The sequence below is a fragment of the Janthinobacterium sp. GL_088 genome, from assembly GCF_057837845.1.
In genome coordinates this window covers 3903162-3929256 of sequence record NZ_CM174453.1, presented here as the reverse complement: position 1 = coordinate 3929256, position 26095 = coordinate 3903162, and the positions used below count along the sequence as shown (strand labels likewise).

At 63.5% G+C, this 26095-nt stretch carries 22 protein-coding genes; 13 read left to right on the top strand and 9 right to left on the bottom strand.

The genetic code is table 11. From position 1 onward, the window contains the following. Positions 1-67 precede the first annotated feature (67 nt). Both AC3IQ7_RS17695 and AC3IQ7_RS17690 read left to right on the top strand, forming a co-directional pair. Entirely contained in the window at positions 68-520 is a 453-nt protein-coding gene (locus AC3IQ7_RS17695; RefSeq protein ID WP_489206852.1) for an RrF2 family transcriptional regulator, read from the top strand. Next, entirely contained in the window at positions 507-1496 is a 990-nt protein-coding gene (locus tag AC3IQ7_RS17690; RefSeq protein ID WP_489206851.1) for an NAD(P)/FAD-dependent oxidoreductase, read from the top strand. The genes AC3IQ7_RS17695 and AC3IQ7_RS17690 overlap by 14 nt, the downstream gene beginning before the upstream one ends. On the opposite strand, the gene AC3IQ7_RS17685 is transcribed toward AC3IQ7_RS17690, so the two are convergent. Further along, complete coding sequence (locus tag AC3IQ7_RS17685) at positions 1424-2191, bottom strand: SDR family oxidoreductase (RefSeq protein ID WP_489206850.1); 768 nt, start codon at positions 2189-2191, stop codon at positions 1424-1426. The two genes, AC3IQ7_RS17690 and AC3IQ7_RS17685, sit on opposite strands and share 73 nt — an antisense overlap. Positions 2192-2314: 123 nt before the next feature. Here AC3IQ7_RS17685 and AC3IQ7_RS17680 point away from each other — a divergent pair, with 123 nt between their 5' ends. The 4 genes from AC3IQ7_RS17680 to AC3IQ7_RS17665 all read left to right on the top strand — a co-directional run bounded on the left by AC3IQ7_RS17680 (position 2315) and on the right by AC3IQ7_RS17665 (position 8415). Then, on the top strand, positions 2315-3238 hold the full coding sequence (locus AC3IQ7_RS17680; protein ID WP_322428789.1) for a LysR family transcriptional regulator: 924 nt from the start codon (positions 2315-2317) through the stop codon (positions 3236-3238). Positions 3239-3527: 289 nt separating this feature from the next. Further along, complete coding sequence (locus AC3IQ7_RS17675; RefSeq protein ID WP_489206849.1) at positions 3528-5720, top strand: hypothetical protein; 2193 nt, start codon at positions 3528-3530, stop codon at positions 5718-5720. An 11-nt stretch (positions 5721-5731) separates the two neighbouring features. Further along, positions 5732-7687: a hypothetical protein gene (locus AC3IQ7_RS17670; RefSeq protein WP_489206848.1), complete on the top strand. Its 1956-nt coding sequence runs from the start codon at positions 5732-5734 to the stop codon at positions 7685-7687. 29 nt (positions 7688-7716) lie between these two features. Next, a complete protein-coding gene (locus AC3IQ7_RS17665) occupies positions 7717-8415 on the top strand; it encodes a hypothetical protein (RefSeq protein ID WP_099377343.1) in 699 nt (232 codons plus the stop codon). Between the two features lie 41 nt (positions 8416-8456). Here AC3IQ7_RS17665 and AC3IQ7_RS17660 read toward each other — a convergent pair whose 3' ends face one another. The 7 genes from AC3IQ7_RS17660 to AC3IQ7_RS17630 form a co-directional block, all read right to left on the bottom strand. After that, positions 8457-9584, bottom strand: a complete 1128-nt coding sequence (locus AC3IQ7_RS17660; protein WP_489206847.1) for a metallophosphoesterase — start codon at positions 9582-9584, stop codon at positions 8457-8459. 72 nt (positions 9585-9656) lie between these two features. Beyond that, positions 9657-11171 (bottom strand): ATP-binding response regulator, encoded by a 1515-nt coding sequence (locus AC3IQ7_RS17655; protein WP_489206846.1) that lies wholly within the window; start codon positions 11169-11171, stop codon positions 9657-9659. Then, positions 11158-12981: an ATP-binding protein gene (locus tag AC3IQ7_RS17650; protein ID WP_489206845.1), complete on the bottom strand. Its 1824-nt coding sequence runs from the start codon at positions 12979-12981 to the stop codon at positions 11158-11160. The genes AC3IQ7_RS17655 and AC3IQ7_RS17650 overlap by 14 nt, the downstream gene beginning before the upstream one ends. Then, positions 12978-14063: an ATP-binding SpoIIE family protein phosphatase gene (locus AC3IQ7_RS17645; protein WP_489206844.1), complete on the bottom strand. Its 1086-nt coding sequence runs from the start codon at positions 14061-14063 to the stop codon at positions 12978-12980. Before AC3IQ7_RS17645 ends, AC3IQ7_RS17650 begins: the two co-directional genes overlap by 4 nt. Then, a complete protein-coding gene (locus AC3IQ7_RS17640; RefSeq protein ID WP_322428783.1) occupies positions 14060-14494 on the bottom strand; it encodes an ATP-binding protein in 435 nt (144 codons plus the stop codon). The genes AC3IQ7_RS17645 and AC3IQ7_RS17640 overlap by 4 nt, the downstream gene beginning before the upstream one ends. 10 nt (positions 14495-14504) lie before the next feature. Continuing rightward, positions 14505-14867 (bottom strand): STAS domain-containing protein, encoded by a 363-nt coding sequence (locus AC3IQ7_RS17635; RefSeq protein WP_034785745.1) that lies wholly within the window; start codon positions 14865-14867, stop codon positions 14505-14507. Positions 14868-14874: 7 nt separating this feature from the next. After that, positions 14875-15762: an STAS domain-containing protein gene (locus AC3IQ7_RS17630; RefSeq protein ID WP_099377339.1), complete on the bottom strand. Its 888-nt coding sequence runs from the start codon at positions 15760-15762 to the stop codon at positions 14875-14877. 219 nt (positions 15763-15981) lie between these two features. Between AC3IQ7_RS17630 and AC3IQ7_RS17625 the strand changes: the two genes are divergently transcribed. From AC3IQ7_RS17625 to AC3IQ7_RS17610, 4 genes are all read left to right on the top strand, one after another. Continuing rightward, on the top strand, positions 15982-16395 hold the full coding sequence (locus tag AC3IQ7_RS17625) for a hemerythrin domain-containing protein (protein ID WP_099377338.1): 414 nt from the start codon (positions 15982-15984) through the stop codon (positions 16393-16395). A gap of 35 nt (positions 16396-16430) precedes the next feature. Continuing rightward, positions 16431-17612, top strand: a complete 1182-nt coding sequence (gene hmpA / locus AC3IQ7_RS17620; protein ID WP_489206843.1) for an NO-inducible flavohemoprotein — start codon at positions 16431-16433, stop codon at positions 17610-17612. A 128-nt stretch (positions 17613-17740) separates the two neighbouring features. Continuing rightward, positions 17741-18049: a DUF485 domain-containing protein gene (locus tag AC3IQ7_RS17615; protein ID WP_225241489.1), complete on the top strand. Its 309-nt coding sequence runs from the start codon at positions 17741-17743 to the stop codon at positions 18047-18049. Then, positions 18046-19728, top strand: coding sequence for a cation acetate symporter (locus AC3IQ7_RS17610; protein ID WP_402718432.1), 1683 nt, complete (start codon positions 18046-18048; stop codon positions 19726-19728). Before AC3IQ7_RS17615 ends, AC3IQ7_RS17610 begins: the two co-directional genes overlap by 4 nt. A 62-nt stretch (positions 19729-19790) precedes the next feature. On the opposite strand, the gene AC3IQ7_RS17605 is transcribed toward AC3IQ7_RS17610, so the two are convergent. Then, the gene (locus AC3IQ7_RS17605; RefSeq protein ID WP_219309648.1) at positions 19791-20246 is read right to left on the bottom strand and encodes an RrF2 family transcriptional regulator; all 456 of its coding nucleotides are present in this window, start codon (positions 20244-20246) and stop codon (positions 19791-19793) included. A gap of 351 nt (positions 20247-20597) precedes the next feature. Here AC3IQ7_RS17605 and ppc point away from each other — a divergent pair, with 351 nt between their 5' ends. The 3 genes from ppc (at position 20598) to pyk (ending at position 26074) form a co-directional block, all read left to right on the top strand. After that, a complete protein-coding gene (gene ppc, locus AC3IQ7_RS17600; RefSeq protein ID WP_489206842.1) occupies positions 20598-23351 on the top strand; it encodes a phosphoenolpyruvate carboxylase in 2754 nt (917 codons plus the stop codon). Between the two features lie 165 nt (positions 23352-23516). Further along, positions 23517-24527 carry a type I glyceraldehyde-3-phosphate dehydrogenase gene (gene gap, locus AC3IQ7_RS17595; RefSeq protein ID WP_070291450.1) on the top strand — a complete coding sequence of 337 codons (1011 nt, stop codon included), beginning with the start codon at positions 23517-23519 and terminating at the stop codon, positions 24525-24527. Between the two features lie 86 nt (positions 24528-24613). Next, on the top strand, positions 24614-26074 hold the full coding sequence (gene pyk, locus AC3IQ7_RS17590; RefSeq protein ID WP_199534285.1) for a pyruvate kinase: 1461 nt from the start codon (positions 24614-24616) through the stop codon (positions 26072-26074). Positions 26075-26095 lie beyond the last annotated feature (21 nt).

Genomic DNA, 26095 nt, shown 5'->3' with positions numbered 1-26095 from the left:
CTTTTTTTATGCCGCAAAAATCGCAACTCAATTGCATCTGCATAGATTATGTACTATCATTAGTTACATGAGACGCGACAGCAAACTATCATCGATCCTCCATGTGCTGCTGCACATGGCCCACGCGGGACGCCCGATGACGTCCGAGGAACTCTCCGGCTACCTGGACACCAACCCCGTGCTGGTGCGGCGCGTGATGGCCGGCTTGCGCGAGCGCGGCTACGTGGCGTCCATCAAGGGCCATGGCGGCGGCTGGCGCATCGTCTGCGACCTGCACCGGGTGACCCTGCAAGACATCTACGTGGCCGTGGGGTCGCCCACCATCTTCGCCATGGGCAACCGCGTCGACCAGCCGGGCTGCCTGGTGGAGCAAGTGGTCAACCAGTCGCTGGCCGGCGCCTTTGACGAAGCCGAGGCATTGCTGATCCGGCGCTTCGGCGCCGTCACCCTGGCCGACCTGGCTGACCGTTTCAGCCAACAATACGCCACCCACAAAGGAGCACCGCATGCACATTCCTGAATCGCCTGGCATTCCGTTCGATGCCATCATCGTCGGCGGCAGCTACGCGGGCCTGTCCGCCGCCACGCAACTGGCGCGCGCCCGCCGACGTGTGCTGGTGATCGACGGCGGCCGGCGCCGCAACCGCTACGCCAGCCATTCCCACGGTTTCCTGACTCAGGACGGTAGCGGCACGGCCGCCATCGCGGCCGAAGGCAAGGCGCAGTTGATGGCGTATGCCAGCGTCACATGGCTGGACGGCACGGCCGTGCAAGCGGTGGCGAGCGGTGATGGAGATGGTTTCGACGTGACCCTGGCGGACGGCCATGTCGTCCACGGCCGCCGCCTCGTGCTGGCCACCGGCGTGATCGACGAACTGCCGCCCGTCGATGGTCTGGCCGAGCGCTGGGGCGGCAGCGTCTTTCACTGCCCGTACTGCCACGGCTATGAACTGGAGCAGGGCGCCATCGGCGTGCTGGCCACCGGCCCCCTGTCCATGCACCACGCCCTGATGCTGCCCGACTGGGGCACGGTCACTTTTTTCCTGAATGGCGCGTTCGAGCCTGATGTCGCGCAGCTGGCGCAGCTCGATGCGCGCGGCGTCACGCTGGTGCGCACGCCCGTGGCGCGGATCGACGGCGTGGCCGACGTGGTCATGGCCGACGGCAGCCGCCACGCAATGGCCGGCCTGTTCGTGGCCACCCGTACCCGCCTGGCCAGTTCCCTGGCCGGCGAATTGGGCTGCTTGCTGGAAGAGGGACCCATGGGACCGTTCGTGCGCACCGACGAGCAAAAGGCCAGCAGCGTGCCTGGCGTGTTTTGCTGCGGCGACGCGGGCCGCATGGCGGGCAGCGTGGCGTTTGCGGTGGCCGATGGCGCCATGGCAGGCGTGGCAGCACACCGCTCGCTGCTGTTCGGACTGGATCAGGCGGCAAAACCGCCATCGATCTTCAGCCCGGCACCCGTGACGAACGCCGCTTCCGAGCTGGCCAGGTAAGCCACCATGCCGGCGATTTCATCGGCCGTGCCATGGCGGGGCAGGGCCATCAGGCCGTGCATCAGGTCGGCAAAGTCGCCCGTCGGCGGGTTCATGTCCGTGGCGACGGGGCCCGGTTCCACGTTGTTGATGGTGATGCCGCGCGGGCCCAGGTCGCGCGACAGGCCTTGCGTCAGGCCGCTCAGCGCCGATTTGCTCATGGCATAGGCGGCCGCGCCGCCGAACGGCATGCGGTGCGCATTCGTGCTGCCGATGTTGATGATGCGCCCGCCCGTCGGCATGTGTGCCACGGCCGCCTTGATGGCCACGAACACGGCACGCACGTTGACGTTCAGGGTCTTGTCGAAGTCTGCCAGCGAAAAGTCGTCGATGGCGCCGGGCAGGAACACGCCCGCATTGTTGACGAGGATATCGACACGGCCGAACTGCGCCGCCACCTTGTCGATGGCGGCCGTCAGGGCGGAGGCGTCGGCCGCATCGGCTTGCACGCCCAGGGCCTTGCCGCCTGCCGCTTCGACTTTGGCGGCCAGCGCCTGCGCTTCGGCGGCGGAACTTTGATACGTGAAGACGACGTTGGCACCCTGGCTGGCAAGGCGGCGCACGATGGCGGCGCCGATGCCGCGCGAGCCGCCCGTCACAAACGCGATCTTGTCTTGCAGTGGTAAAGAGGTGCTGGTGGTGGCTGGGGTTTGCATGATGTGCTTTCTGTGTGAGGAGTCGAGGAATTCAGTATCTGCCTTTCATTCCTGTCGCGCTAGCCATCAATCCCTACAATCACTTTCAACCATTACTATCAAATGGACGGGTAGAATAGGGGCATGGAAGCCCTCAATCACTTGCAATCGTTTGTGCTGTCCGCCGAGCTGGGCAGCTTTTCGGCCGCCGCGCGCCGCCTGGGGTTGACGCCGGCGGCCGTCAGCAAGAATGTGGCGCGGCTGGAAGCGAGCCTGGGACTGCGGCTGTTCCAGCGCAGCACGCGCCGCCTGACCCTGACGGAAGGGGGCGAGCGCTTCCTGCAGCAGATCGGCGGCGCCCTGTCCACCTTGCGCGAAGCGATCGCCGGCGTGGCGGAAGAGGGCGGCCAGCCGGCCGGCATACTGAAAATCAGCATGGCGCCATCGTTCGGGCGTAGCTACGTGGTGCCCTTGCTGGGCGAATTCATTGCGCGCTATCCTGGCGTCATCCCCGACTGCCATTTCGACAACCGGCAAGTGGACTTGATCGGCGAAGGGTTCGATGTCGCCATCGGCGGCGGCATCGAACTGACGCCGGGCGTGGTGGCGCGGGAATTGGGCCACGCCCACATCGTCGCCACGGCGTCGCCCGCCTTCATGCAGGGCAAGGCCATGCCCGCGCATCCGTCGGACCTGGCGCACTTCGACGGCGTGGCGCGCCGCTCGGCTGGCAGCGGCAGATTGCGCAGCTGGATATTGCGCGACGGATCCGGCGGCGAAGGCGTGGCCGAATGCCGCCCGCGCGCCATCTTCGACGACCCGGAAGCGATGGCGCAGGCAGCCATCCTCGGCGTCGGCGTGGCGCTGCTACCCATGCCGCACGCGCTGGCCCATTTGCGCAGCGGCGCGTTAATCCGCTTGCTGCCCGGCTGGCATGCTGATTCCGGCCCCCTGTCCGTGTACTATCCCAGCAAGAAACTGCTGCCCGCGAAGACGCGCGTGTTCGTCGATTTTTTGCTGGAGCAGTTCCGCCAGCGTGATTTCGCCGCGCAGATACGGCCCGATTAATGCATGGCGATGGCTCTTGTCGTCAGCGCAGCCTGGGCTAGCCGCCGCGTTGTTGTAAATATACTTTTTTTCACAAATAACATGATATGGCGGGTGGTAGCGACACGATCTGTCGCTATGCTTGTGTAAGATGAAAACATTCTGAAAAGAAAGTTTTTGTCTGTGCCGTCCATCCCTGACAGACCCCATCCACGAATTGCCGCATGCGCTTGCCGCACGACTATAGGCATGGGATCGACATCGCCTGGAGCGCAGTTGTTTAAACCGTTGTCGATAGAAAGTCCTCACGATGCATTCTCCTGAAATTTTGCTGCAAGATTTGAACGCCGCCTTACGCGAATTGCATGGCGCCAGTCAGTTGATTAACGACGAGCGCCTGCGCACGGACATGCCGCTGATCATGCGCCGCCTGTTGCTTGCCGAAGTGCTGGGCACGACGTCGATCCTGGCGATCGGCGGCTCACAAGGGGCGGGAAAAACTACGCTGCTGCGCTCGCTGTATGCGCTGGATGGCGAGGCGGCGCAATGGCTGCAGCCCAACGAAGGCCGCGGCGAAAAGCTGCCCGTGCTGGTGCTGGAAGATGCGTCGCACACCGAAGTGCAGGGCGCGCTGCGCTGCCTGCGCAAGCAGGGCGGGCAATACGTGCTGGTAGAGGACGACGTCGATGTCGCCGCCTTCCAGAAAGCCGTATGCGACCCGGAAATGGATGTGCTGCTGCCCGTGCTGAAGGTGCCGCAGCGCTATTTCAACCGGGCGAACCAGGCCTGGCTGCTGCTGCCTGGCTACGAGACGCAGGACCGCGAGAATAAATCATGGCAGGAGCTGATGCGCCAGGCCCTTGTCGGGGCGGTCGGTTGCATCGTCGTCACGGACGAGACGCGCATGGCCAACCAGCAGCAGGTCGACATCGTCACCGACATGCTGCAAGGCGAACTGGGCGGCGCGCAAACCCTGGTGGTCATCAGTAAAACGGAAGCCGCCCGCGGCAAGCCGGAGCGCCTGCAGGCGTTGCGCGATACGGCGGCCCATGTGTTCAAGGTGCCAGCCGACTTGGTCGAGACAAGAATCATTTGCGTCGGCGCGGATGACCCGGACTACCGTGAAGTATGGCTGAAGCCATTGGCCAAGGCGATCCAGGACCTGTCCTGCTCGGGCGGCGGCGACCGCAAGGCGCAACTGAGCCGTCTGGCCGGGGTGCTGAGTCGTGACCTGACCTCGGTCCTGGGACTGGTGCACAATAAAACCAAGCTGCTCTTTCATGAGCGCGAGAGCGGCAATGAAGGCTTGCAGGCAGTGCGCAGCTATCTGGAGGCATTCGACGAGGCCAGGGATAGTTTGCGCGAGGACTATCTGGAAGGCGTCGACCACCTGCTGCAAGCGCATCTGGGTGCGGCCTGGAAGACGCTCGAAGGCAGCTTGATCAGCGATCACGAGGGTGTGGTCAACAAAATCAAGGACTTCGCCAGAACGGCCACGCAAAGTCACCAGCACATAGCGCAGAGCGTGAGCGCATCGTGGGGTGGCCAGGCCGACGTGCTGGAAAAGCACACCGTCATGATCGGCGGGCTGACGCAGAAGAAACTGCGCGGTGAGCAGGGTCAGCAAGTCCTCGCCATCGCGCACGGAAGCGATGCGACACCGATGCAAAAACTGGGCTATGTCGATGCAAAGCAGCAAGTGCTTGCCTGGCAGCGTCCGGACGAGGACGATCAGAAAAATCTGCGGGTGATTCTGGGTGTGAAGGGGGCGCCGGAAGGGCAGGCCCAGCTGGTGACCAAGGATGTCGTCAGCGCGATCAAGCTCTTGCCGGCCCTGACGCTGGAATATGCGCGGCTGGCCAGCATGATGCCAGCGCTGGTGGGCCTGACGCCGGAGTTGAAGGTGGCAGAGGAGTCCGATCAAGCCGACATGATGAAAAAGGCGGTGCAGCAATTGGGCGACGGCGTGACCTTGGGCAAGACGGTCTTGCGCAGCATTGCCACCGTCTTTGCCGTCGATGTGCTCAGCGATGGCGATGTCGACGTGATCCCAGCTCTGATGAGCATGTTCAATCCGGCCAGCGCCTCGGCCGCGGCTGCCGGCAGCGGCACCGGCGGGACGGCGGCCGCCGGTGCCGCCATCGGCGGCGTTGGCGCGGCCGTGGTCGGCGTGGTGGCGGTGGGGTATCTGGCGTATTCCGCCATGCAGGCCACGCGCATCCATGACGAGAAGGCGCGGCTCGTGTCGCAATCGATGTTGCAGAGCATACAAGCACACCACCACAAGCATTTCATCCACCATTTCAATCAGATGATGGGCCAGATGCGGGGCCGGCTGGAACAGTCATTGCGCGCGCGTTACCGTCTGGATGAAGCGTTGATGGAAAAAGACCGCCTGGCGAAGGCCCTGGCCGATGTGCGTTCGCTGCAGCGTGACCTGCTGTTTGAACTGAGCCGGTCCGGGCATACGATGGCGCTGTTCCAAGTGGATGCGGCCGCGTGAGCCGGGGCAGCATGGCGCCGGCGCAAGCGTCCGGCGTGCGCGCGGCATGGGCACAGCATGACCAGGAGCGGCTGGACTGGGCCTTCCGGGCATATACACGCTTTGCGGAATCGCTGAGCCCTGAAATCCGTGACCGCCTGGCCAGCAAGGATCAGCAGGCGGAAGCCTACGTGGTCGTTTTCGGCAAGACCCAGGTCGGCAAAACCACCTTGCTGATGGAGTTGATGGGAGTGCAGGCGACGCAGATGCCGCGCGTGGCGGGGGTTTTGCGGGGTGGACGCGCGGCCGGGCAATCGGCCACCGCCACCACGATGGAATACCGCCGTTCGCCGGATCAGCGCTGGGGACTGAAAGTCAACGACACGGCCACCGCATGGTACGACGATGACCTGGCCATGGAGGCGGAACTTGGCCGGCTGCGAACGGCGATGGAAATGCGCCAACTGGTCGCACATGCGCCATGCGTCGTGTTCGTCCCGCTGGAATGCTTTGATGCCGATGCCGCGCAGTCGGGCGTGCGCATGCTCGATCTTCCCGGCGACAAACCGGCAAACGCGGCAGAGCAGGAGCATGTGCATGCGATGGCCCGCAAATATGTGCCGCTGGCGGACCTGATCCTGCTGGTGGGGCGCGGTGATGACCTGTCGTTCCTGCAGGGGGGCGGCCTGACGCTGCCGGGCATCGAGGACTGGCAAAGCGCGCCGCGGCGATTTCGGATTGTCACCACCTATTCCTTCACGGCGCAGTCGGTGCGCGACATGGTGCGCGAGCATGCGGGTGAGGCCGAAGTGCCGCTGTACCGGCGGCGCCTGGTCGAACAGATTGAACGTTCGATACCGCTGAGTGACGATGTCAAGCGCGCGGCGAACTTTTTCCCGCTCGAGTTCGGGCAGTCGTGGCTCGATGCCCGCGAAGCCGAGCCCCTTCTGTATGCGCGGGTACAGCCGATGATGTTGACGCTCAAGCAGCAGTTGCTGAGCGATATACAGGCGTCGACCACGCCATTGGCGCGTCTGCGCGTTGCCGTCGATGCGCACATGGTGATTGCCAGGGTGAAGAAAAAACGCCAGGAAGTGCTGGGCGCCGAGAGCGAGGCGCTGCAAGCGGTACTGGGGCGGGCGCACGACGAACAACGGCAGGCGCAACTTGCGGCCGAGAATATCGGCAAACAATGCGCCAGCCTGGAGCAGTCGCAGGAAGCATTGACGGACGAGGTTTTGTCGAAAGACATAGCGCGGCATTTTGTTTTTGCTGTGACGGCGCCTGGCGATCCATACGAAAGCGTCGACGGCTTCAAGGCCGTGATCCGGCGCGCGAAGTCGTCCATGAAGCAGGCCTTGCTGGCCAGCCATCCCGACACGGCACGGATGTCAGGCACGCAGTCGTTCTGGCGCCGTGTGGCGTTGCAGGATGGCGCCCGCGGCAGCGACGACATACTGGACGATGCGTTCAGCAGTTTCCTCTCCACCCTCAATGCCTACTGGGTGGACAAATACTGGAGCACCGGCGAGGGCAGCGACTATGCCAGGGATATCAGGACCTTCAAGCGCTGTGTCGACGATGCCCAGGCAGAGCTCAAGGCGCTTGCCCGCACACGCTGGCTGGCCGCCGCGCACGCCTGGCGGGAAGGCCTGCTGGCGGAGCTGGAGGAGCAACGCTACAAACGCGACGACTTTCAACGGCTTGCCGACGGCGGCATCGCGCCGATCAAGCTGCTGGAGGAGAAACTGGCACAGCACACGCAGGCGCGCGAGCTGTTTGAACAGCGGATGGAAAACGACCTGGTGGAGAGCCGCCGCTTTGCGTCGCTGCTCGACGCGGAATATGTCGCTGAGCTGGAACAGCGGCGACAGGCGATCTGCACCGCCGGCAACCGCGTCACCGCCTTTCTGGGCTTGCTGGCTGCCGTGCGGCTTGTGGACGTACGCAAGCAAGTCCTGCTGCACATCGAACCCGCCGCCATTTAATTCACTTTTACTTCATATTGACCAAGGCCATGAACAATCAACACGATATCGCACGCCAGGAACACGAATTTCAGGAACTATTGCAAAAAGTAATGCAGGAACCGCTGGCGCCTGTTACGAAGTCGGTCCGCGAGCTGGACAAGCGGCTGAACCAGTTTGAATCGATGCTGGAAGATTTACAGGCCATTATCCAGGGCACCAATATGAGTGCGGATGACGCGCTCATGCAGATTCGCTCGCTCAAATCGCTGGCCGAAGAGACGCCGCGCGAAATTCGCCTGTCGTTGCAACCCATGCTGCACCAGGTCCAGAATACGCTGGAACAGGGCACGGTGACCGCTCACCGCGACTCGGTGGAGAAGTTGTCGGGACAGCTGGTGCAGCAAGGCGAGTCCGGCAAGCAATCTTTTGTTCAGCTGCATGAACTGATGGCGCAGCAGCGCCATGAGCTGGGTACGCAGACGGCGGCGTCGCTCATGGAGGTTGCCCGCCTCAACGAGGCCGGGATGGCGCCACTGGTGCAGTCCGTGGCGCAGATGCAATTGGCGTTTGCCGAGCAGCAAATGCAATTGACCGCGCTGGCGATGCAGCAGGAGGCGTGGGCCGCCACATGGGCGGAACAGCTAGCGTCCTCGACACAATCTGTGCGGCGCTGGCTGATTGCCACCTTGGTCGTGGCCAGCGCAGGCTGTGCCACCGGCATTGCCTTGTTTGCCGGCAGGGTCTGACCGCTGCAGCGATGAAGAAACTGGCCATGCCCCAGGCCTGGTCAGGCGCTGGGTGCCACCAGCCTTAACCGCGTAATCTCCGCCGGCGCGCCGATGCGTTTCGGCGGACCCCAGTACCCGGTGCCGCGGCTGACGTAAATCCACAGGCGGCCTTGCCGGTGCAGGCCGGCCACGTAGGGCTGCTGCAGCGGCACGAACAGGTTCCATGGCCAGAACTGTCCGCCGTGCGTATGGCCCGACAATTGCAGGTCGTAGCCGGCCGCTTCGGCGTCGGGCGCGCTGCGCGGCTGGTGCGCCAGCAGGATGCGGGGGATATCGGCGGGCGCGCCGGCGATGGCCGCTTGCGGGTCGCTTTTCTGAGCAGGGTCGAAACTGGCCGCATTGAAATCGGTGACGCCGGCCAGGGCCAGGCGCGCGCCGTCGTGTTCGAGGACCGCATGTTCGTTCATCAGCACGCGCAAGCCCAGGCGGCGGAACTCCGCCACCCACGGTGCTGCACCCGAATAGTATTCGTGGTTGCCTGTGACGAGAAAGACGCCATGGCGCGCGCGCAGCTCACCCAGCGGCGCCGTATGGCTGCCCAGTTGCGCCACCGTGCCATCGACCACGTCGCCCGTGATGGCGATGATGTCGGGCCGCAGGCCGTTGGCGCGCGCGACGATGGCTTCCACGTAGGCGCGCTTGATGGTGGCGCCCACGTGGATGTCGCTCAGCTGCACGATGGTCAGCCCTTGCAGCACCTGCGGCAGGCCGGCAATCGGTACCGTTACTTCGCGCACGCGCGCCACCTTGCGGGCGTTGAGGTAGCCGACGATGGTGGCCAGCAGCGCCAGGAGCAGGACGGCCACGGCGGACGCCTGCGCGTGCGGGCGCATGGCGGGAATCAGCATCAGCAGTTCACGCAGCACGGTGAGCACGAACAGCGAGGAAAAAAAGCCCATGCACAGCGAGCCGGCCCAGCTCAGGCGGTCGGCCAGACGCGCATCGTTGGTGACGGCGCGGGCGAAGATGGTCATCGGCATCAGCATGGTCGAGGCGAGCAAGACGGCGCCGCCCAGCAGCCAGCCAGCCAGGCCGACAGGCAGCGCCGGCAGCAGCAGCCAGCCCAACAGGGCGTGCAGGGCGCCCAGTATCATGGTGATGCGCAGCAGCGGCGTGCGGGTTTTCATGTCATGGTTCCAGAGGTGAGGCGGCCGCCGATTATAGCCGACGCCCTGGCAACACGCAGCCGCCATCCCCGCTCATGGAGCGATATGCAATCCCAGCATGGCTAGCTTGCCGAAATCGACAGGCTTGGCAAAATGTTCATTGAAGCCCGAGGCCAGGGCCGCCTGGCGGTCGTGTTCCTGGCCGTAGCCGGTCAGCGCGACGAGCAGGAATTGCTGCGGTATCGGCAACTGGCGCAGTTTGATTGCCACGTCGTAGCCGCTCATGTCGGGCAGGCCGATGTCGAGAAAGACGATGTCGGGCTTGAATTCCAGGGTGCGTTCGGTCGCTTGCGTGCCCGTGTAGGCCGTGCGCACCGTGTGGCCGTACATTTCCAGCAGTTCGGCCAGGGTGTCGGCCGCATCGCAGTTGTCGTCGACGACGAGGATGCGCTGGCTGCCGCCGGTGGCGGTCTGCGGCGCGGGCGCGGCCGGCAGCGGCACGTTGGCGTCGAGCGGCAGGAGGACTTCGAAGGTGCTGCCCAGCCCCACGCCGGGGCTGTGCACGCTGACCTGGCCGCCGTGCAAGGTCACCAGGTTGCGCACCAGCGACAGGCCGATGCCCAGGCCATCCTGTACCCGGTCGGGCGAGTGGCCGCTTTGCTCGAACAGGCCGAAGATGCTGTCGATATTGGCGGCGGCGATGCCGATGCCGTTGTCGCTCAGGCGGATGCGCACGTTGTCGCCTTCGCGTGCGGCAGTAATGGCGATGCACCCGCCCGGCGCCGTGAACTTGGCCGCGTTGAGCAGCAGGTTGGCGACGATCTGCGACAGGCGCACGGCGTCGCCGCAGACCCACAGTTCTTCCTGGGGCAGGTTCACGTCCAGCGCATGGCCGCGCGCCTCGACGCTGTGCGAACTCGTTTCCAGCGCGCTGCGGATGACGCTGGCCAGGCTCACACTTTCCCACTGCAGCGAGATTTTGCCTTGCGAAATGCGCGACACGTCGAGCAGGTCGTCCACCAGCCGCACCAGGTGGTCCGTGTGACGGCCGATGGTGCGGCGCGCATTGTCCTGCACCGCCGGCACGACTGGGTCGAGCTTGCACAGCAGGGCCAGCGCCGTGCGGATGGGGCCCAGCGGGTTGCGCAATTCGTGCGCCAGGGTGGCCAGGAATTCATCCTTGCGGCGGTCCACGTCGCGCAGCGCGCGCTCGACCCGTCCCAGGCGCAGCAGCGCCTTGACGTTGGCGATCAGTTCATCGGCCTCGATCGGCTCGACCAGGTAATTGTCGGCGCCGCCGTCCAGGGCGCGGATCTTGTCGGCCGTGCCGATGCAGGACGCGGACGTTTGCAGCACCAGGATGGTGCTGGTCTCGTCGCCGCCCTTCAACTGGCGGCACACTTCCAGGCCGTTGATGTCGGGCAGCTTGACGTCGAGGAGGATCAGGTTGGGGCGGTCCTGGCGGGCGCGCAGCAGCGCGTCGCCCCCGTTCGAGGCTTCGATGACCTTGAAGCCGGCGCGTTGGAGGATGCGCGATTTGGCGTAGCGTGCGCCATCGCTGTCATCGACGTTCAGGATCAGAGCATCGCTGTTGTTATCCGGTAGCATGCGCATTGTCCCAGGTGGTTGTGCCTTGCGGCGGAGCCGGCTCTTGCCGGTGGTGTGGATTGCCGATCAGCGCGCGCAGGGTGGCCAGCAATTGCTGGCGCGACAGCGGCTTGACGTAGTAGGCATCGGCGCCCAGGGCCAGGCCCTTGCGCACGTCGTCGATCTCGGTGGCGACGATGACGGGCACCTGGCGCCGCAGCGGGTCGTTTTTCAGCTCGGCCAGCCAGTGCCAGGTCGTTTCGCCGTGCAGCAGGATATCGAGGATGACGGCGGCGGGGCGCTGCTGTTCCCAGCGCTCCTGCGCCTCGCGCACGCTGCGCGCGGGAACGACGCGAAATTCGCTGCCTGCCAAAAATTTTTCATACAGCAGGCGCACGGGCGGATTGTCTTCTACCACCAGCACGGCGATGCGCTGGTCATTGCCATTGTCGTTGGCCGGCGCGCACGGCGGCAGGGTTCCTTCGGGTGCATGGTAGCTGGCGGGCAGGACCACGGAAAACAGCGAGCCCTGGCCTGGCGTGCTTTCCACGGCCACCGTGCCGTTGAGCAGGGTGGCCAGGTTGCGGCACAGGGGCAGGCCCAGGCCCGTGCCCTTGACTTTGCGCTGCATGTGGTTTTCCACCTGGCTGAATTCCTCGAAGATCATCTGCACGTCTTCGGCGGCGATGCCCAGGCCCGTGTCGGAGACGGAAAAGCGGATGGCATCCTGCTCCGGCAAGGGCGTGGCGCTGACGATGATGGCGCCGGCTTCCGTGAACTTCAGGGCGTTGGCGATGAAGTTGCGCAGGATTTGCGACAGTTTGCCTTCATCCGTGTGGATGTGCAGCGCCGGGTCGGGATCGATGAAGGTCAGTGTCAGCGACTCGGATACCAGCAGCGGGCGCAACATGCCGCGCAGGGCGCTGAACAGGTCGGCCACCTGGAAGCTGTTGGCGTGCACGTCGACCTTGCCCGCCTCGATCTTGGCCAGGTCCAGCAGGTCGTTGACCAGGTCGCTCAGGCTGACGGCGCTTTGCAGGATGAACAGCACCTGCTTTTCCTGTTCCTCGGACAGCTCACCGTCGATGCGGTCGAGCAACAGCTTGGACAGGGCGCGAATGGAGCTGAGCGGCGTGCGGAATTCATGGCTCATGTTCGACAGGAAGCGCGATTTCATCTGGTCGGCGCGGCGCAGGTGGTCGGCTTTTTCGTCGAGTTCCGCGAACAGCGCCACCACGCCGCGGTTGGTGTCTTCCAGTTCGCGCGTCAGCTGCAGCAAATCGTCCTGGCGCGTCTTCAGTTCGGCCAGGGTGGTCAATAGTTCGCGGTTCTGCTGCTGCACTTCGGACAGCGTGATATCCGGCGGCAGCGCCTGTAGGCTGCCGGACAGCGCGCCGACGCTCTGCCCGTCGAGCAGGGGCGCGTCGCGCGGGAACAGCTTGTGCAGCGTGATGTGGGTGCCGTCGCCCGGCGTGCTGTGGATATGGCAGCGGTCCATCAGGCGCTGGGCGCCCAGGATGCCCAGGCCCATGCCCGTCGGCGAGCGGTAGGTGCCGGCCAATATTTTGTCGAGCTGCGCGATGCCGGGGCCCTGGTCTTCGATGCGGATGCTGAGCACCTGCGGCGCCGTCTGGCCATCGATGGCAAAATGCACCTTGCCGCTGCCGGCGTAGTTGTAGACGTTGCGCGCCAGTTCCGACACGGCCGTGGCGATGCGCACCTGGTCCTGCACGCCGAAGCCGCACAGGGCGGCGATCTGCCGCGCGCGCTGGCGTGCGCCCACGACATCGAGTTCGCTGCCGATATGGGCTGTCAATATGCGTTGTGTCATGGCGTGTCGTTCCTTTCCGCACCGGCAGGCCGGTGCTCCTCATGTTCGCGCAGCACCACTACCGTGACATCGTCGCGCCCGCGCGCGAAATCGCGGTACAGCACGGCGGCGACGAGGCTGGGGTGGCATTGCGCCAGGCCTGGATACTGTTCCAGGTCCCAGCGTGTGTGCAAGCCGTCGCTATGCATGATCAGTGTCGCGCCCGGCTGCCATGGATAGCAGAATTCCTGCACCTTGCGCAGGTTGCTGCCGACGATGCCGTTATGCGACAGCAGGTGCCGGCGCTGCCGCGCATCGAAGGCGCAGGCGGCGATATTGCCCACGCCCGCGTAGCGCAATTGGCGGCGTGCGCTGTCGATATGCGCCAGCGCCAGGGCCGCGCCGCGCGTGGCGCGCAGGGCGCCGTGGGCCAGTTCGATGAAGGGGGCGGGCAGCGGTGGCAGTCCCGGCGTGTCGTGTTCCAGCAGCGCGCTGGCGCGTTCCGACGCGCGCGCCGCCAGCGGGCCGTGCCCCAGTCCATCGGCCACCATCAGGCTCAGTTCATGGCCTTCGCACACGACGTTCCAGGCGTCGCCGCATACCTGTTCCGAGGCCAGCGGCAGGCACACGGCGCCGATGCGCCAGTTCGGACTGGGCGGGATGGCGCTGCTGGCGTTTGGCCCCCAGACCACCACCATCAGCACCGTGCCCTTGCCTGGCGCCGTGTACAGGTCGAATTCCTGGCTCAGGCGGCGTATCGCGCCCAGCCCCACGCCGTAGGTGCCCGTGGTGGAATGGCCATCCTGCATGTGCTGGCGCACGTTGGCCATGCCGGGGCCGTTGTCGATGGCCAGCACTTCGATGCCGCTGGTGCCGCCGCGCAGCACCTTGCGCAGCAGGATTTCGCCGCGCTGCGCGTGCTTGACGATGTTGGTGGCCGCTTCGCTGATGATGATGGCCAGCTGGCCCGTGCGCACATCGTCGAAGCCGATGTGGCGCGCCAGTTCGTTGCCGGCGCGGCGGGCCGCGGCGATCTCGCTCGGTTCGCCGACGGGGAAACTGCGTTGCCTGAGAATGTCAGGTTGTGGTTCCTGGTGGTTCAAAACAGCTTCCATTTCGCGATGGTGACGGTGGTGCCCGCGCCGGGCGCCGTGTCGATGTGAAAGGCGTCGGCCAGGCGCTTGGCGCCGCCCAGCCCCAGTCCCAGCCCGCCGCCGCTGGTGTAGCCATCGGTCAGCGCCAGGGGGATATCGTCGATGCCAGGTCCTGCATCGACAAAGCGTAGCTCCAGTCCCTGGCGCGCGCCATCGCAGACGCGCGCGATGCGCGCTTCGCCGCCGCCGCCGTAGCGCAGGGTATTGCGTGCCAGTTCGCTGGCCGCCGTGATGATCTTGGTCTGTTCGATCAGGCCAAAACCCATGGCGACCATGCTGTCGCGCACCTGCTTGCGCAGCCGCACGACGTCTTCGTCGCTGTGCAGGGGCAGGATCTGCTGCACCTGTTGCACCCCCGCCTGCGCCTGCGCGCCTAGCACGGCGCCCCCGTCATGCGCATGCGCCGCCCCGTTCCAGCAGCTTGATGCCCAGCTCCACGTTCAGCGCCGTGCTCACGCCTTCCAGAGTCAGCCCCAGTTCCACCAGGGTGATGGCGACGGCTGGCTGCATGCCGACGACGACGGTGCGCGCGTCGAGGATTTTCGCCATCGCCGCCGTGTTGCTGATCATGCGGCCGATGAAGGAGTCGACGATGTCGAGTGCGGAAATGTCGATCAGCACGCCCGTGGCGCGGTCCGTCACGATGCGGGTGGTCAGGTCGTCCTGCAAGGTCATCGCCAGGCGGTCATGCATGTCCACCTGGATCGTCACCAGCAGCAGCCGGCCCATGCGTAAAATGGGGATTCTTTCCATAGGCGCCTCAGTGTTGTTGCTGCTGGTAGGTGATGCTGGAACCCGTGCGTTTCAGGGCCACGACGAAGGCGTCGGCCAGCGTGGCCTTGGTCATCACGTCTTCCAGGTTGACGCCCAGATGCACGATGGTTTGCGCGATCTGCGGACGGATGCCGCTGATGATGCAGTCGGCGCCCATCAGGCGTGCTGCGGCGATGGTTTTCAATAGATGCTGCGCCACCAGGGTGTCGACGGTGGGCACGCCGGTGATGTCGATGATGGCGATCAGGGCGCCCGTATCGACAATCTTTTGCAGCAGGCTTTCCATCACCACCTGCGTGCGCGCGCTGTCGAGGGTGCCGATCAGGGGCAGGGCCAGCACGTTTTGCCACAGCTGCACCACGGGCGTGGACAGCTCCAGCAATTCCTGCTGCTGGCGCAGGATCACCTGTTCGCGCGCTTTCTGGTAGATGGCGATGGTCAGCAGGCCCAGTTCATCGAACAGCTTGCTGGTGCTGACGATGGCGTCGCCCAGTTGCTCCGGATGGGCCGTGATTGCCTTGCGCAGGTAGGCGAACAGCGGCTCCTTGAGGGCAAACATGAAGCTGGCCGTGTCGATCGGCGAATAGCCCTGGCGCACGCGCGACTGCGATATCTCCGCGATCAGCTGGCGCGTATCGTCCCAGGCGCCGCCCTCGATGTCGAATGAGTCGCCGCTTTCCACCGCACTGGCCAGCAGCGGCAGGAATTGCGATGCCTGCTGGCGCAGCTCGTTCTCGGCGATCTTGTCGCGCCGCACCAGGCGGGCGATCAGGCCGGCCATCCAGCCGTCCAGCAATTCCGTGTGGTGCGCGTTGATGATGCCGGCCAGTTGCTGCGCCTGGCCCGTGCCCGTCTTGGCAGTGTCCGTCTTCATTCTCATACTCATCCTTGGCTGGAGTGGAGGGTGCGGCACGGCCGCAAACGGGCCCGCGCTGTGATGAATAAATTATAAGCAGACATGGCCGTAGCTTGTGTTCCATGCCGCACATAGTGGCCATGTCAGTATGAAATACTGGCTATTTAAAGATGCATGTAATTTGCATGTTTAAGTGAATTCCGCTACACTGGGAACACTCAACAAGAGAAACACGCCATGAATATCGACAAATTCAAACAGCAGCACCTGGACATCCTGGCCGCCATCGACGACTTGCGCGAGCTGGCGCGCGGCGGTGTGGCCGCGCAGGCGCGGGCCATTGCCGACCAGATCATCGCCATGAGCGGTTTGATCAAGCTGCACCTGGCCGTCGAGCAGCGCTACCTGTATCCGGCCGCGCAAGCGTCCGGCGTGGCCAGGGTGGCACAACTGGGACGTCAGTACGAAAACGAAATGCACGGCATCGCCGGCGCCTACCTCGATTTCGCCGGCCGCTGGAATACGCCCGTGCGCCTGGAAGCGGAACCGGAAGCCTTCCGCAGCGAAGCCAATACCGTGCTGCACGCGCTGTTCCAGCGCATGCGCCGCGAAGACCACGAGTTATATCCAGCCGTTGAAACGCTGGCCTGAGACCGCTTACAAATAAATATACACAGGAGTTTTACATGCTGACCCAAGAACAACGCGCCATCATCACGGCCACCGTCCCCATCCTCGAGCAGGGCGGTGAAGCGCTGACGCGCCACTTTTACAAGAATCTGTTCCGCGACCATCCCGAAGTGCTGCCGTACTTTAACCAGGCGCACCAGCACAGCGGCGACCAGCAGCGCGCACTGGCCAATGGCGTGCTGATGTATGCCAAACATATCGATAAACTCGATGCGCTCGGTGACCTCGTGGCCACCATCGTCAACAAGCACGTGGCCCTGCAGATCCGCGCCGAGCACTATCCGCTGGTGGGCGCCAGCCTGCTGCAAGCGATCCGCGAAGTGCTGGGCGAAGAGGTCGCCAGCGACGCCGTCATCGATGCCTGGGGCGCGGCGTATGGCCAGCTGGCCGACATCCTGGCCGGCGAAGAAGGGCGCATCTACAAGGCGCAGGCGGCCGCACCCGGCGGCTGGAGCGGCGCGCGCGATTTTCTGGTGCAAAGCAAGGTCGTGGAAAGCGGTGAGATCACGTCCTTCCTGCTGGTGCCCGCCGATGGCCAGCCCGTGCTCGACTTTGCGCCAGGCCAATATATCGGCGTGCTGGCCACGGTCGATGGCGTGCCCATGCGCCGCCAGTACTCCTTGTCGGCCGCCAGCAATGGCCAGACGTACCGCATCAGCGTCAAGCGCGAAGCGGGCGGCAAGGTGTCGACTTTCTTCCACGATCACGTGCAGGCGGGCGACACCGTTCAGCTGACGCCGCCATCGGGCGACTTCGTGCTGACGGATAGCGACAAGCCGCTGGTGCTGATCAGCGGCGGCGTGGGTATCACGCCGACCCTGGCCATGCTGACGGCGGCCCTGCGCGGCAAGCGTCCCGTGCATTTCATCCACGCGGCGCGCAACCACGGCGTGCATGCATTCCGCGCGCAGATCGATGCACTGGCCGCGCAGCATCCGCAGTTGCAGCGTTATTACTGCTACGCGGAACATGGCGGCGAGCAAGATGCGCCCGATGCCGTCGGCTTGCTGAATAAAGAGCAGTTGAATCACTGGCTGCCGGCCTCGCGCGACATCGATGCCTATTTCCTGGGACCGCAGCCATTCATGCGGGCCGTCAAGCAATACCTGCGCGAGTTGGGCGTGCCGTTACAGCAGACGCACCATGAGTTCTTCGGACCGGCTGCCGCCTTGAACTGATTTTCTGCCTGCCTTGTGTTGTCCCTGCGAGAAAAAACGCTGCCGTAAGGGGCGGGTAAGCCTCGCGCTGTACTGTGAATCCAAGCTCGCACAAAAGAGCACGCTTTTACATAACAGGAGGCAACACAATGCATGACGATCTGGTTCAAAAAATCAAGGGCGACCCCAGCTATCATCAGCTGGTCAAGGTGCGTTCCCGCTTCGGCTGGGCGCTGACGGGCCTGATGATGCTGGTGTATTACGGCTACATTCTGCTCATCGCCTTCAACAAGGAATTCCTGGCCACAAAAACGGGTGCAGGCGTGATGACCTGGGGCATGCCGATCGGCCTGTTCGTCATCGTGTTTACCGTGGTCATCACCGGCATTTATGTGCGCCGCGCCAACAAGCAATTCGACGACCTGACCAGCGCCATCCAGGCACGGGTGCAGGCATGAGCGCCGCCAAGCATGTGCTGCGCGGCGTGTCCTGTCTGAGCGCCTTGGCCTTGCTCGGTGCCAGCAACGCCGCGTTCGCGGCCGGCGCCGATCTGGGCCAGGCAGTCAAGCAACCGACCAACTGGACGGCGATCATCATGTTCGCCGCCTTCGTCATTTTTACCTTGTTCATCACCAAGTGGGCGGCCGCGAAGACCAAGTCGGCTTCCGATTTCTACACGGCTGGCGGCGGCATCACGGGCTTCCAGAATGGCCTGGCGATTGCCGGCGACTATATGTCGGCGGCATCGTTCCTCGGCATTTCCGCCGCCGTCTTCTTGAACGGCTACGATGGCCTGATCTATGCCATCGGCTTCCTCGTCGGCTGGCCCATCATCACCTTTTTGATGGCCGAGCGCTTGCGCAACCTGGGCCGCTACACGTTTGCCGACGTGGCCGCCTACCGCTTCAAGCAGGCGCCGATCCGCATCTTTTCCGCTTCCGGCACCCTCGTCGTCGTGGCGTTCTACCTGATCGCGCAGATGGTGGGCGCGGGCCAGCTGATCAAGCTGCTGTTCGGCCTCGAATACTGGATCGCCGTCGTCCTGGTCGGTACCTTGATGATGATTTACGTGCTGTTCGGCGGCATGACGGCCACCACCTGGGTGCAGATCATCAAGGCCGTGATGCTGCTGGGCGGCGCCACCTTCATGGCCGTGGCCGTCCTGGCGCAATTCAATTTCAGTCCGGAAGCGCTGTTCGCCAAGTCGGTGGACGTGCACGCCACCAAGGAAGCCATCATGGGTCCTGGTAGTTTCATCAAGGATCCGATCTCGGCCATCTCCTTCGGCATGGCGCTGATGTTCGGCACGGCCGGCTTGCCGCACATCCTGATGCGTTTCTTCACGGTGCCGAGCGCCAAGGAGGCGCGCAAATCCGTGTTCTGGGCCACCACCTGGATCGCCTATTTCTATATTCTGACCTTCATCATCGGCTTTGGCGCCATCGTGCTGGTGAGCACGAATCCCGAGTTCAAGGATGCTGCCGGCAAGCTGCTGGGCGGTAACAACATGGCGGCCGTGCATCTGGCCAAGGCCGTGGGCGGCAACGTCTTCCTCGGCTTCATGTCGGCTGTCGCGTTTGCCACCATCCTGGCCGTCGTGGCGGGCTTGACCCTGTCGGGCGCGTCGGCCGTGTCGCACGACCTGTATGCGACCGTCATCAAGAAGGGCAAGGCGACGGGCGCCAATGAATTGAAAGTGTCGCGCGTGACGACGATCGTGCTGGGCATTATCGCCGTGGTGCTGGGCATCGCCTTTGAAAAGCAGAACATCGCCTTCATGGTGTCGCTGGCCTTCGCCATTGCCGCCTCGGCCAACTTCCCCGTGCTGTTCATGTCGGTCCTGTGGAAGGATTGCACCACGCGGGGCGCCACCATCGGCGGTTTCCTCGGTTTGACCACGGCCGTCGCGCTGACGGTGGTGTCGAAATCCGTGTGGGTTGACGTGCTCGGTCATGGCGAAGCGCTGTTCCCTTACGCCTCGCCGGCGCTGTTCTCGATGACGGCCGGCTTTGTCGGCATCTGGCTGTTCTCCGTGCTCGACAAGAGCCCGCGCGCGCGCATCGACCGCGCAGGCTACGAAGCGCAGCAAATGCGTTCGGAAACGGGTATCGGCGCGGCAGGCGCCAGCGCGCATTGATGTAGAGGAGTTGCTGAAAGAGACAATGCCCGGTTCGCCGGGCATTGTTGTTTTTGGCGCGCTTACTTTGCCACGCGCAGGGGAATGACGCCCGCCGCCAGCGCGGGCGCGCCCGGCGTCGCTTCGAGTATCGAGGCCAGGGTCACCGTGTCGAGCACGGCCAGAAAGGCGGCCGTGGCCTGGCCCAGCTTGGCCTTCAGCAGGCAATCGGGCGTGAGCGGGCAGGTATTGTTTTCCTTGTTAAAACATTCCGCCATGAAAAAATCGTTTTCCGTCTCGCGCACGACGGTGCCGATATTGATCTCGGCCGGGTCGCGCGCCAGGCGCAGGCCGCCATTTCTCCCACGCACCGTTTCCACGATGCCTGACAGGCCCAGCTGGTGGACCACCTTCATCAAGTGATTCTTCGAGATGGAGTGCAAGTCGGCGATGTCCTGGATGGTCACGAGGCGGTCGCGGTGCACGCCCAGGTACATCAGGGTGCGCAGGGTGTAGTCAGTGTAGGCAGTCAGTCGCATGGGCTTCGTTCATAAGATGTGGATTACATCCTTGTTTCAACCGCAGCATACAGGAGAGGGCCGGCCCTGTGTGTTGCCTGTGTGTTGCGCCGTCACTTTTCAGCCTCGAAAGACAAAAGTTGATTGCCTTTCGCCTAAATGCGTAGTAAATTTTCATATTGTTGCCTTGGCAAACAGCTCGTAAGCCCTTGCTGGTCCTTTGGGTGGGATTTTTATTTATGGAAATCAAGAGGATGGTGAAGCAATAAGGTAAATTTACTACAAATTCGACGATGGGCGTTTCCCGGGCCGGGAAGCGCGAACTACGCAATCTGTGCGGTGCCGCCGTGGCCGCCCCAGGAAATACATACCATGCAAATGAATGAAGTGAAAGACGAGCTGCTGAGCAGCGATATCCGCCAGCTGGGCCGTCTGCTGGGCGACGCCATCCGCAACCACCTGGGCGACCCCGCCTTCGAGCGTATCGAACATGTGCGCCAGCTGGCCATCCGTTTCCGCCGCGACAATGATGAAGCGGCGCGCGCGCAACTGTCGGACGCGCTGCAAGCGCTGTCGCAGGAAGAAACCACGCAATTGACGCGCGCTTTCAGCTATTTCTCGCTGCTGGCCAATATTGCGGAAGATCAACATCACATCCGCCGCACGCGCGCCCATTTGATCGCCGGTTCGCCGCCGCGCCAGGGTAGCCTCAGCCATGCCGTCGGCAATGTGTTTGACGCCGGCAAGGCCGATGCGCTGGAAACCTTCTTTGAAGATGCGTTCGTCAGCCCTGTCTTCACGGCGCACCCGACGGAAGTGCAGCGCAAGAGCATCCAGAATTGCCAGATGGCCATCGCGCGCCTGTTGAGCGAGCGCGACCGTGTGCAAATGACGCCGGAAGAAGCCGAGCAAAACGAAGAAGCGCTGGGCCGCGGCATCGTCACCCTGTGGCAGACGCGTCTGCTGCGCACCAGCAAGCTGTCCGTCATGGATGAAGTGGCCAATGGCCTGTCATTCTACGACCACACGATTTTGCGCGAATTGCCGAAATTGTATTCCTCGCTGGAAACCATGCTGGCCCAGCGCGATGCCCGCTGGGAAGATGCGGAATTACCCAATTTCATGAAGGTCGGCAGCTGGATCGGCGGCGACCGCGACGGCAACCCGTTTGTCACGGCCGACATCCTGCGCAGCACCCTGCAAACGCAGGCCGACAAGGTGCTCGATTTTTACCTGGGCGAATTGCGCAAGCTCGCATCGCAGCTGTCGCTGGCGCAAATACTGAACGCCTGCAGCGAACCGCTGCGCGCGCTGGCGGAACGCTCGGCCGATGCGTCGCCGCACCGCGTGGATGAGCCGTACCGCCGCGCCTTGCATGGCATCCATGCGCGCCTGGAAGGCACGCGCGTCGTCTTGTGCGGTAAAGGCAAGCAAGCCGACGGCGTGCAGCCCTACGCGGCCGCTGCCGAGCTGCTGGCCGACCTGGACGTGGTCCAGCATTCGCTCGTCAGCAATGGCTTGCGCGCGCTGGCCCGTGGCCGGCTGCGCCAGTTGCGCCGCGCCGTCAAGGTTTTCGGTTTCTCGCTGGCGCCGCTGGACTTGCGCCAGAATTCCGACGTGCATGAGCGCATCGTGGGCGAACTGTTCGCCGGTGCCCAGCCGGGCCTCGTCTACCTCGACCTCGACGAAGAACAGCGCATCAGCTTGCTGCTGGCCGAGCTGGAGTCGCCACGCCTGCTGACGTCGCCGTATGCGCAATACTCGGAAGAAACGACGTCCGAACTCGACATCTTCCGCGCCGTGCGCGAAGCCCATGTCAAATACGGCAAGGAATCTGTGCCGAACTGCATCATCTCGAAGGCAGCCAGTGTCTCGGACTTGCTGGAAGTGGCTTTGCTGCTGAAAGAAGTGGGCTTGCTGCGCCAGGACAGCCGCGAAGTGGATGTCAACATCATTCCCCTGTTTGAAACCATCGACGACTTGCGCGCCGGCCCCGCCATCATGGCACGCGCCTTCGGCTTGCCGTTCTACCGTGGCTTGCTCGAATCGCGCGCGGACCAGCAGGAAGTCATGCTTGGTTATTCGGACAGCAACAAGGACGGCGGTTTCCTCACTTCCGGCTGGGAACTCTACAAGGCCGAAATCGAGCTGGTGACGGTCTTCAAGCAATACCAGATCAAGCTGCGTCTGTTCCACGGCCGTGGCGGTTCCGTGGGACGCGGCGGTGGACCCAGCTATGAAGCCATCCTGGCCCAGCCGGCCGGCGCCGTGCAGGGACAGATCCGCCTGACGGAGCAGGGTGAAGTCATTACGGCCAAGTATGCGAACCCGGAAGTGGGGCGCCGCAACCTGGAAGTGCTGGTGGCCGCCACCATCCAGTCGACCCTGCTGCCGCAGGCACAGCTGCAGCCGAAGGCTTCGGCCGGCGCGGGCCACCTGGCCGCGATGGAAGAGCTGTCCGGCACGGCCCTGAACGCCTACCGCGACCTCGTCTACGGCACGGAAGGCTTTGAACAGTATTTCTGGGAATCGACGGTGATCGCGGAGATTGCCGCCCTGAATATCGGCAGCCGTCCCGCCTCGCGCAAGAAATCCACGTCCATCGAGGATTTACGCGCCATTCCCTGGGTCCTGAGCTGGGCGCAATGCCGCTTGATGCTGCCGGGTTGGTTCGGTTTCGGTTCCGCCGTGCAAGCCTACCTGGCTGCCCATCCCGCCGATGGCGCGGACGTGCTGCGCGGCATGTACACGGACTGGCCCTTCTTCACGTCCTTGCTGTCGAACATGGATATGGTGCTGGCCAAGAGCGACATCGCCATTGCCGGCAAGTATGCGGAACTCGTCAAGGACAAGGCCTTGCGCGAGGCCATCTTCACGCGCATCCGCGCCGAATACGCTGCCACCCTGGACGCCTTGAAACTGATCACGGGCCAGGAAGAGTTGCAGCAAGCCAACCCGCTGATGCAGCGGTCCATACGCAACCGTTTCCCGTACATCGACCCGCTCAACCACGTGCAGGTGGAGCTGTTGAAACGCTTCCGCGAGGGCAAGCAGGATGCGGCGGCGCGCACGGGCATTCATTTGTCGATCAATGGCATCGCGGCGGGGTTGCGCAATAGCGGTTAGATGGCACCGAACCAAACCTACTGCGCGTCGTGATTCGCGGCCTGCGATGCTCACTGTGCTCAAGCACAGTTCCGCTTCTCGGCCACAACTCCCTTCCGCTCGCTACGGTTTTGTTCGGTACTGTAAGTGTTGGGTAAAGCATTCAAACAATATCAAGGAGACAGCATGACCATCAAAGTTGCCATCAATGGCTATGGCCGCATCGGCCGCAATGTCTTGCGCGCGTTTTATGAAGGCGGCAAGCAGCAGGATATCGAAATCGTCGCCATCAATGACCTGGGCGACGCCAAGTCGAATGCACATCTGACGCGCTACGACACGGTACACGGCAAGTTTCCCGGCGTCGTCACCATCGATGGCGAGAACATGCTCGTCAATGGCGACCGCATCCGCGTCTTCGCGCAGCGCGATCCGGCCCTGATACCGTGGGGAGAGTTGGGCGTTGATGTGGTGCTCGAATGCACGGGTTTCTTCACGACCAAGGAAAAAGCCTCGGCCCATTTGAAGGGCGGCGCGAAAAAAGTCATCATTTCCGCACCGGGCGGCAAGGACGTGGACGCCACCATCGTGTTCGGCGTCAACCAGCACGTGCTGAAAGCCACGGACACCGTGATTTCCAACGCGTCGTGCACGACGAATTGCCTGGCGCCATTAGTGAAACCGCTGAACGACGCCATCGGCATCGAATCGGGCCTGATGACCACCGTGCACGCTTACACGAATGACCAGGTGCTCTCCGACGTGATGCATGAAGACTTGCGCCGCGCCCGTTCGGCCACGCATTCGATGATTCCCACCAAGACGGGGGCGGCGGCCGCCGTCGGCCTGGTCTTGCCGGAACTGAATGGCAAGCTCGATGGCTTTGCCATCCGCGTGCCGACGATCAATGTGTCGCTGGTCGACCTGTCTTTCATCGCCAAGCGCGACACGACGGTCGAGGAAGTCAACGCCTTGCTGAAAGCGGCGTCGGAAGGCGCCCTGAAAGGCATCCTGACGTACCAGACGGAACCGCTCGTTTCCATCGATTTCAACCACAACCCGGCTTCGTCGAACTTCGATTCGACCCTGACCAAGGTTTCGGGCCGCCTCGTGAAAGTGTCGTCGTGGTACGACAACGAGTGGGGCTTCTCGAACCGCATGTTGGACACCACGGTCGCCCTGATGGCGGCCAAGTAAGAACGTAGTACCGCTGATCCAGCGCACCAGGACGGCCGGCCCACAAGGCTGGCCCTTGTAGCAACTTATTTTAGAAAGCAGCAACCATGACCATGCAAGTACAGCAACGCGCCACCAAGATCGTTTCCACCATCGGCCCCGCTTCGAACGACATCGATACCCTGGTCCGCATGTTCAAGGCCGGCGTCGACGTCGTGCGCCTGAACTTTTCGCATGGCAAGGCGCAAGACCATATCGACCGCGCCCGCATGGTGCGCGAGGCGGCAGCCCTGTGCGGCCGCGAAGTGGCCATCATGGCCGACTTGCAAGGCCCGAAAATTCGCGTGGGCAAGTTTGAAGAAGGCAAGATTTTCCTGGAAAACGGCGCCAAGTTCATTCTCGACGCGAAATGGGGCGAGAACGGCGAACTGGGCAACCTGGAGCGTTGCGGTCTCGACTACAAGGAATTGCCGCGCGACTTGCGCGCCGCCGACGTATTGTTGCTCAACGATGGTCTCATCGTCTTGACGGTGGACAAGGTTGTCGGCAGCGAAATCCATACGACCGTCAAGATCGGCGGCGAATTGTCGAACAACAAGGGCATCAACCGCCAGGGCGGCGGCTTGTCCGCGCCGGCCCTGACGGCGAAAGACATGGAAGACGTGAAGACGGCGATGAGCTTCCAGGCCGATTACGTGGCCGTGTCGTTCCCGAAAAATGCCACCGACATGGTCATGGCGCGCCAGCTGGCCAACATCGCCGGCGAAGCGTGGGACCACAAGCCGATGATGATCGCCAAGATCGAGCGCGCGGAAGCCATTCCAGCGCTGCAAGAAATTCTCGACGCTTCCGACGGCATCATGGTGGCGCGTGGCGACCTGGCCGTGGAAGTGGGCAACGCGGCCGTGCCCGCCTTGCAAAAACGCATGATCAAGATGGCGCGCGCGTCAAATAAACTGGCGATCACGGCCACGCAGATGATGGAATCGATGATCGTCAACGCCGTGCCGACCCGCGCGGAAGTGTCCGACGTGGCGAATGCCGTGCTCGACGGCACGGACGCCGTCATGACGTCGGCGGAAACGGCCTCGGGTCGCTACCCGATCGAAACGGTGGAAGCGATGGCGGCCATCTGCCTGGACGCGGAAAAGTGGGATACCTGCAAGCTGGACGCCGATTTCCTCAACGCCACGTTCTCGCGCATTGACCAGTCGATCGCGTATGGCGCCCTGTTTACGGCCCATCATTTGCGCGTCAAAGCGATTGCCACCCTGACGGAATCGGGTTCGACGGCACTGTGGATGAGCCGTTGCAACATCGATATCCCCATCGTCGCGCTGACCCCGAGCGTGGGTACGCGCCGCAAGCTGGCCCTGTACCGCAACGTCAGCACCCTGGAACTGACGTCCGGCACGGACCGCGACAAGGTCTTGCAGCAGGCGGAAGATTTGCTGGTGGAACATAAAGTCGTGACCAAGGGCGACACCGTCGTGCTGACCTGGGGCGAGCCGATGGGCAAGGTCGGCGGCACGAATGCGCTGAAAATCATGAAGATCGGCCAGCACTGACCGTCTCGCCCGCCGCCAGTT

What these genes read in the sequence shown, in the direction of transcription:
- AC3IQ7_RS17670 (WP_489206848.1), top strand. Translation starts at nt 5,732, where the DNA reads ATGGCGCCGGCGCAAGCGTCCGGCGTGCGCGCGGCATGGGCACAGCAT.
- AC3IQ7_RS17685 (WP_489206850.1), bottom strand. Translation starts at nt 2,191, where the DNA reads ATGCAAACCCCAGCCACCACCAGCACCTCTTTACCACTGCAAGACAAG.
- AC3IQ7_RS17690 (WP_489206851.1), top strand. Translation starts at nt 507, where the DNA reads ATGCACATTCCTGAATCGCCTGGCATTCCGTTCGATGCCATCATCGTC.
- AC3IQ7_RS17695 (WP_489206852.1), top strand. Translation starts at nt 68, where the DNA reads ATGAGACGCGACAGCAAACTATCATCGATCCTCCATGTGCTGCTGCAC.
- AC3IQ7_RS17675 (WP_489206849.1), top strand. Translation starts at nt 3,528, where the DNA reads ATGCATTCTCCTGAAATTTTGCTGCAAGATTTGAACGCCGCCTTACGC.
- AC3IQ7_RS17630 (WP_099377339.1), bottom strand. Translation starts at nt 15,762, where the DNA reads ATGAAGACGGACACTGCCAAGACGGGCACGGGCCAGGCGCAGCAACTG.
- AC3IQ7_RS17655 (WP_489206846.1), bottom strand. Translation starts at nt 11,171, where the DNA reads ATGCTACCGGATAACAACAGCGATGCTCTGATCCTGAACGTCGATGAC.
- AC3IQ7_RS17605 (WP_219309648.1), bottom strand. Translation starts at nt 20,246, where the DNA reads ATGCGACTGACTGCCTACACTGACTACACCCTGCGCACCCTGATGTAC.
- AC3IQ7_RS17625 (WP_099377338.1), top strand. Translation starts at nt 15,982, where the DNA reads ATGAATATCGACAAATTCAAACAGCAGCACCTGGACATCCTGGCCGCC.
- gap (WP_070291450.1), top strand. Translation starts at nt 23,517, where the DNA reads ATGACCATCAAAGTTGCCATCAATGGCTATGGCCGCATCGGCCGCAAT.
- AC3IQ7_RS17660 (WP_489206847.1), bottom strand. Translation starts at nt 9,584, where the DNA reads ATGAAAACCCGCACGCCGCTGCTGCGCATCACCATGATACTGGGCGCC.
- AC3IQ7_RS17680 (WP_322428789.1), top strand. Translation starts at nt 2,315, where the DNA reads ATGGAAGCCCTCAATCACTTGCAATCGTTTGTGCTGTCCGCCGAGCTG.
- hmpA (WP_489206843.1), top strand. Translation starts at nt 16,431, where the DNA reads ATGCTGACCCAAGAACAACGCGCCATCATCACGGCCACCGTCCCCATC.
- AC3IQ7_RS17615 (WP_225241489.1), top strand. Translation starts at nt 17,741, where the DNA reads ATGCATGACGATCTGGTTCAAAAAATCAAGGGCGACCCCAGCTATCAT.
- AC3IQ7_RS17665 (WP_099377343.1), top strand. Translation starts at nt 7,717, where the DNA reads ATGAACAATCAACACGATATCGCACGCCAGGAACACGAATTTCAGGAA.
- AC3IQ7_RS17635 (WP_034785745.1), bottom strand. Translation starts at nt 14,867, where the DNA reads ATGGAAAGAATCCCCATTTTACGCATGGGCCGGCTGCTGCTGGTGACG.
- pyk (WP_199534285.1), top strand. Translation starts at nt 24,614, where the DNA reads ATGACCATGCAAGTACAGCAACGCGCCACCAAGATCGTTTCCACCATC.
- AC3IQ7_RS17610 (WP_402718432.1), top strand. Translation starts at nt 18,046, where the DNA reads ATGAGCGCCGCCAAGCATGTGCTGCGCGGCGTGTCCTGTCTGAGCGCC.
- ppc (WP_489206842.1), top strand. Translation starts at nt 20,598, where the DNA reads ATGCAAATGAATGAAGTGAAAGACGAGCTGCTGAGCAGCGATATCCGC.
- AC3IQ7_RS17650 (WP_489206845.1), bottom strand. Translation starts at nt 12,981, where the DNA reads ATGACACAACGCATATTGACAGCCCATATCGGCAGCGAACTCGATGTC.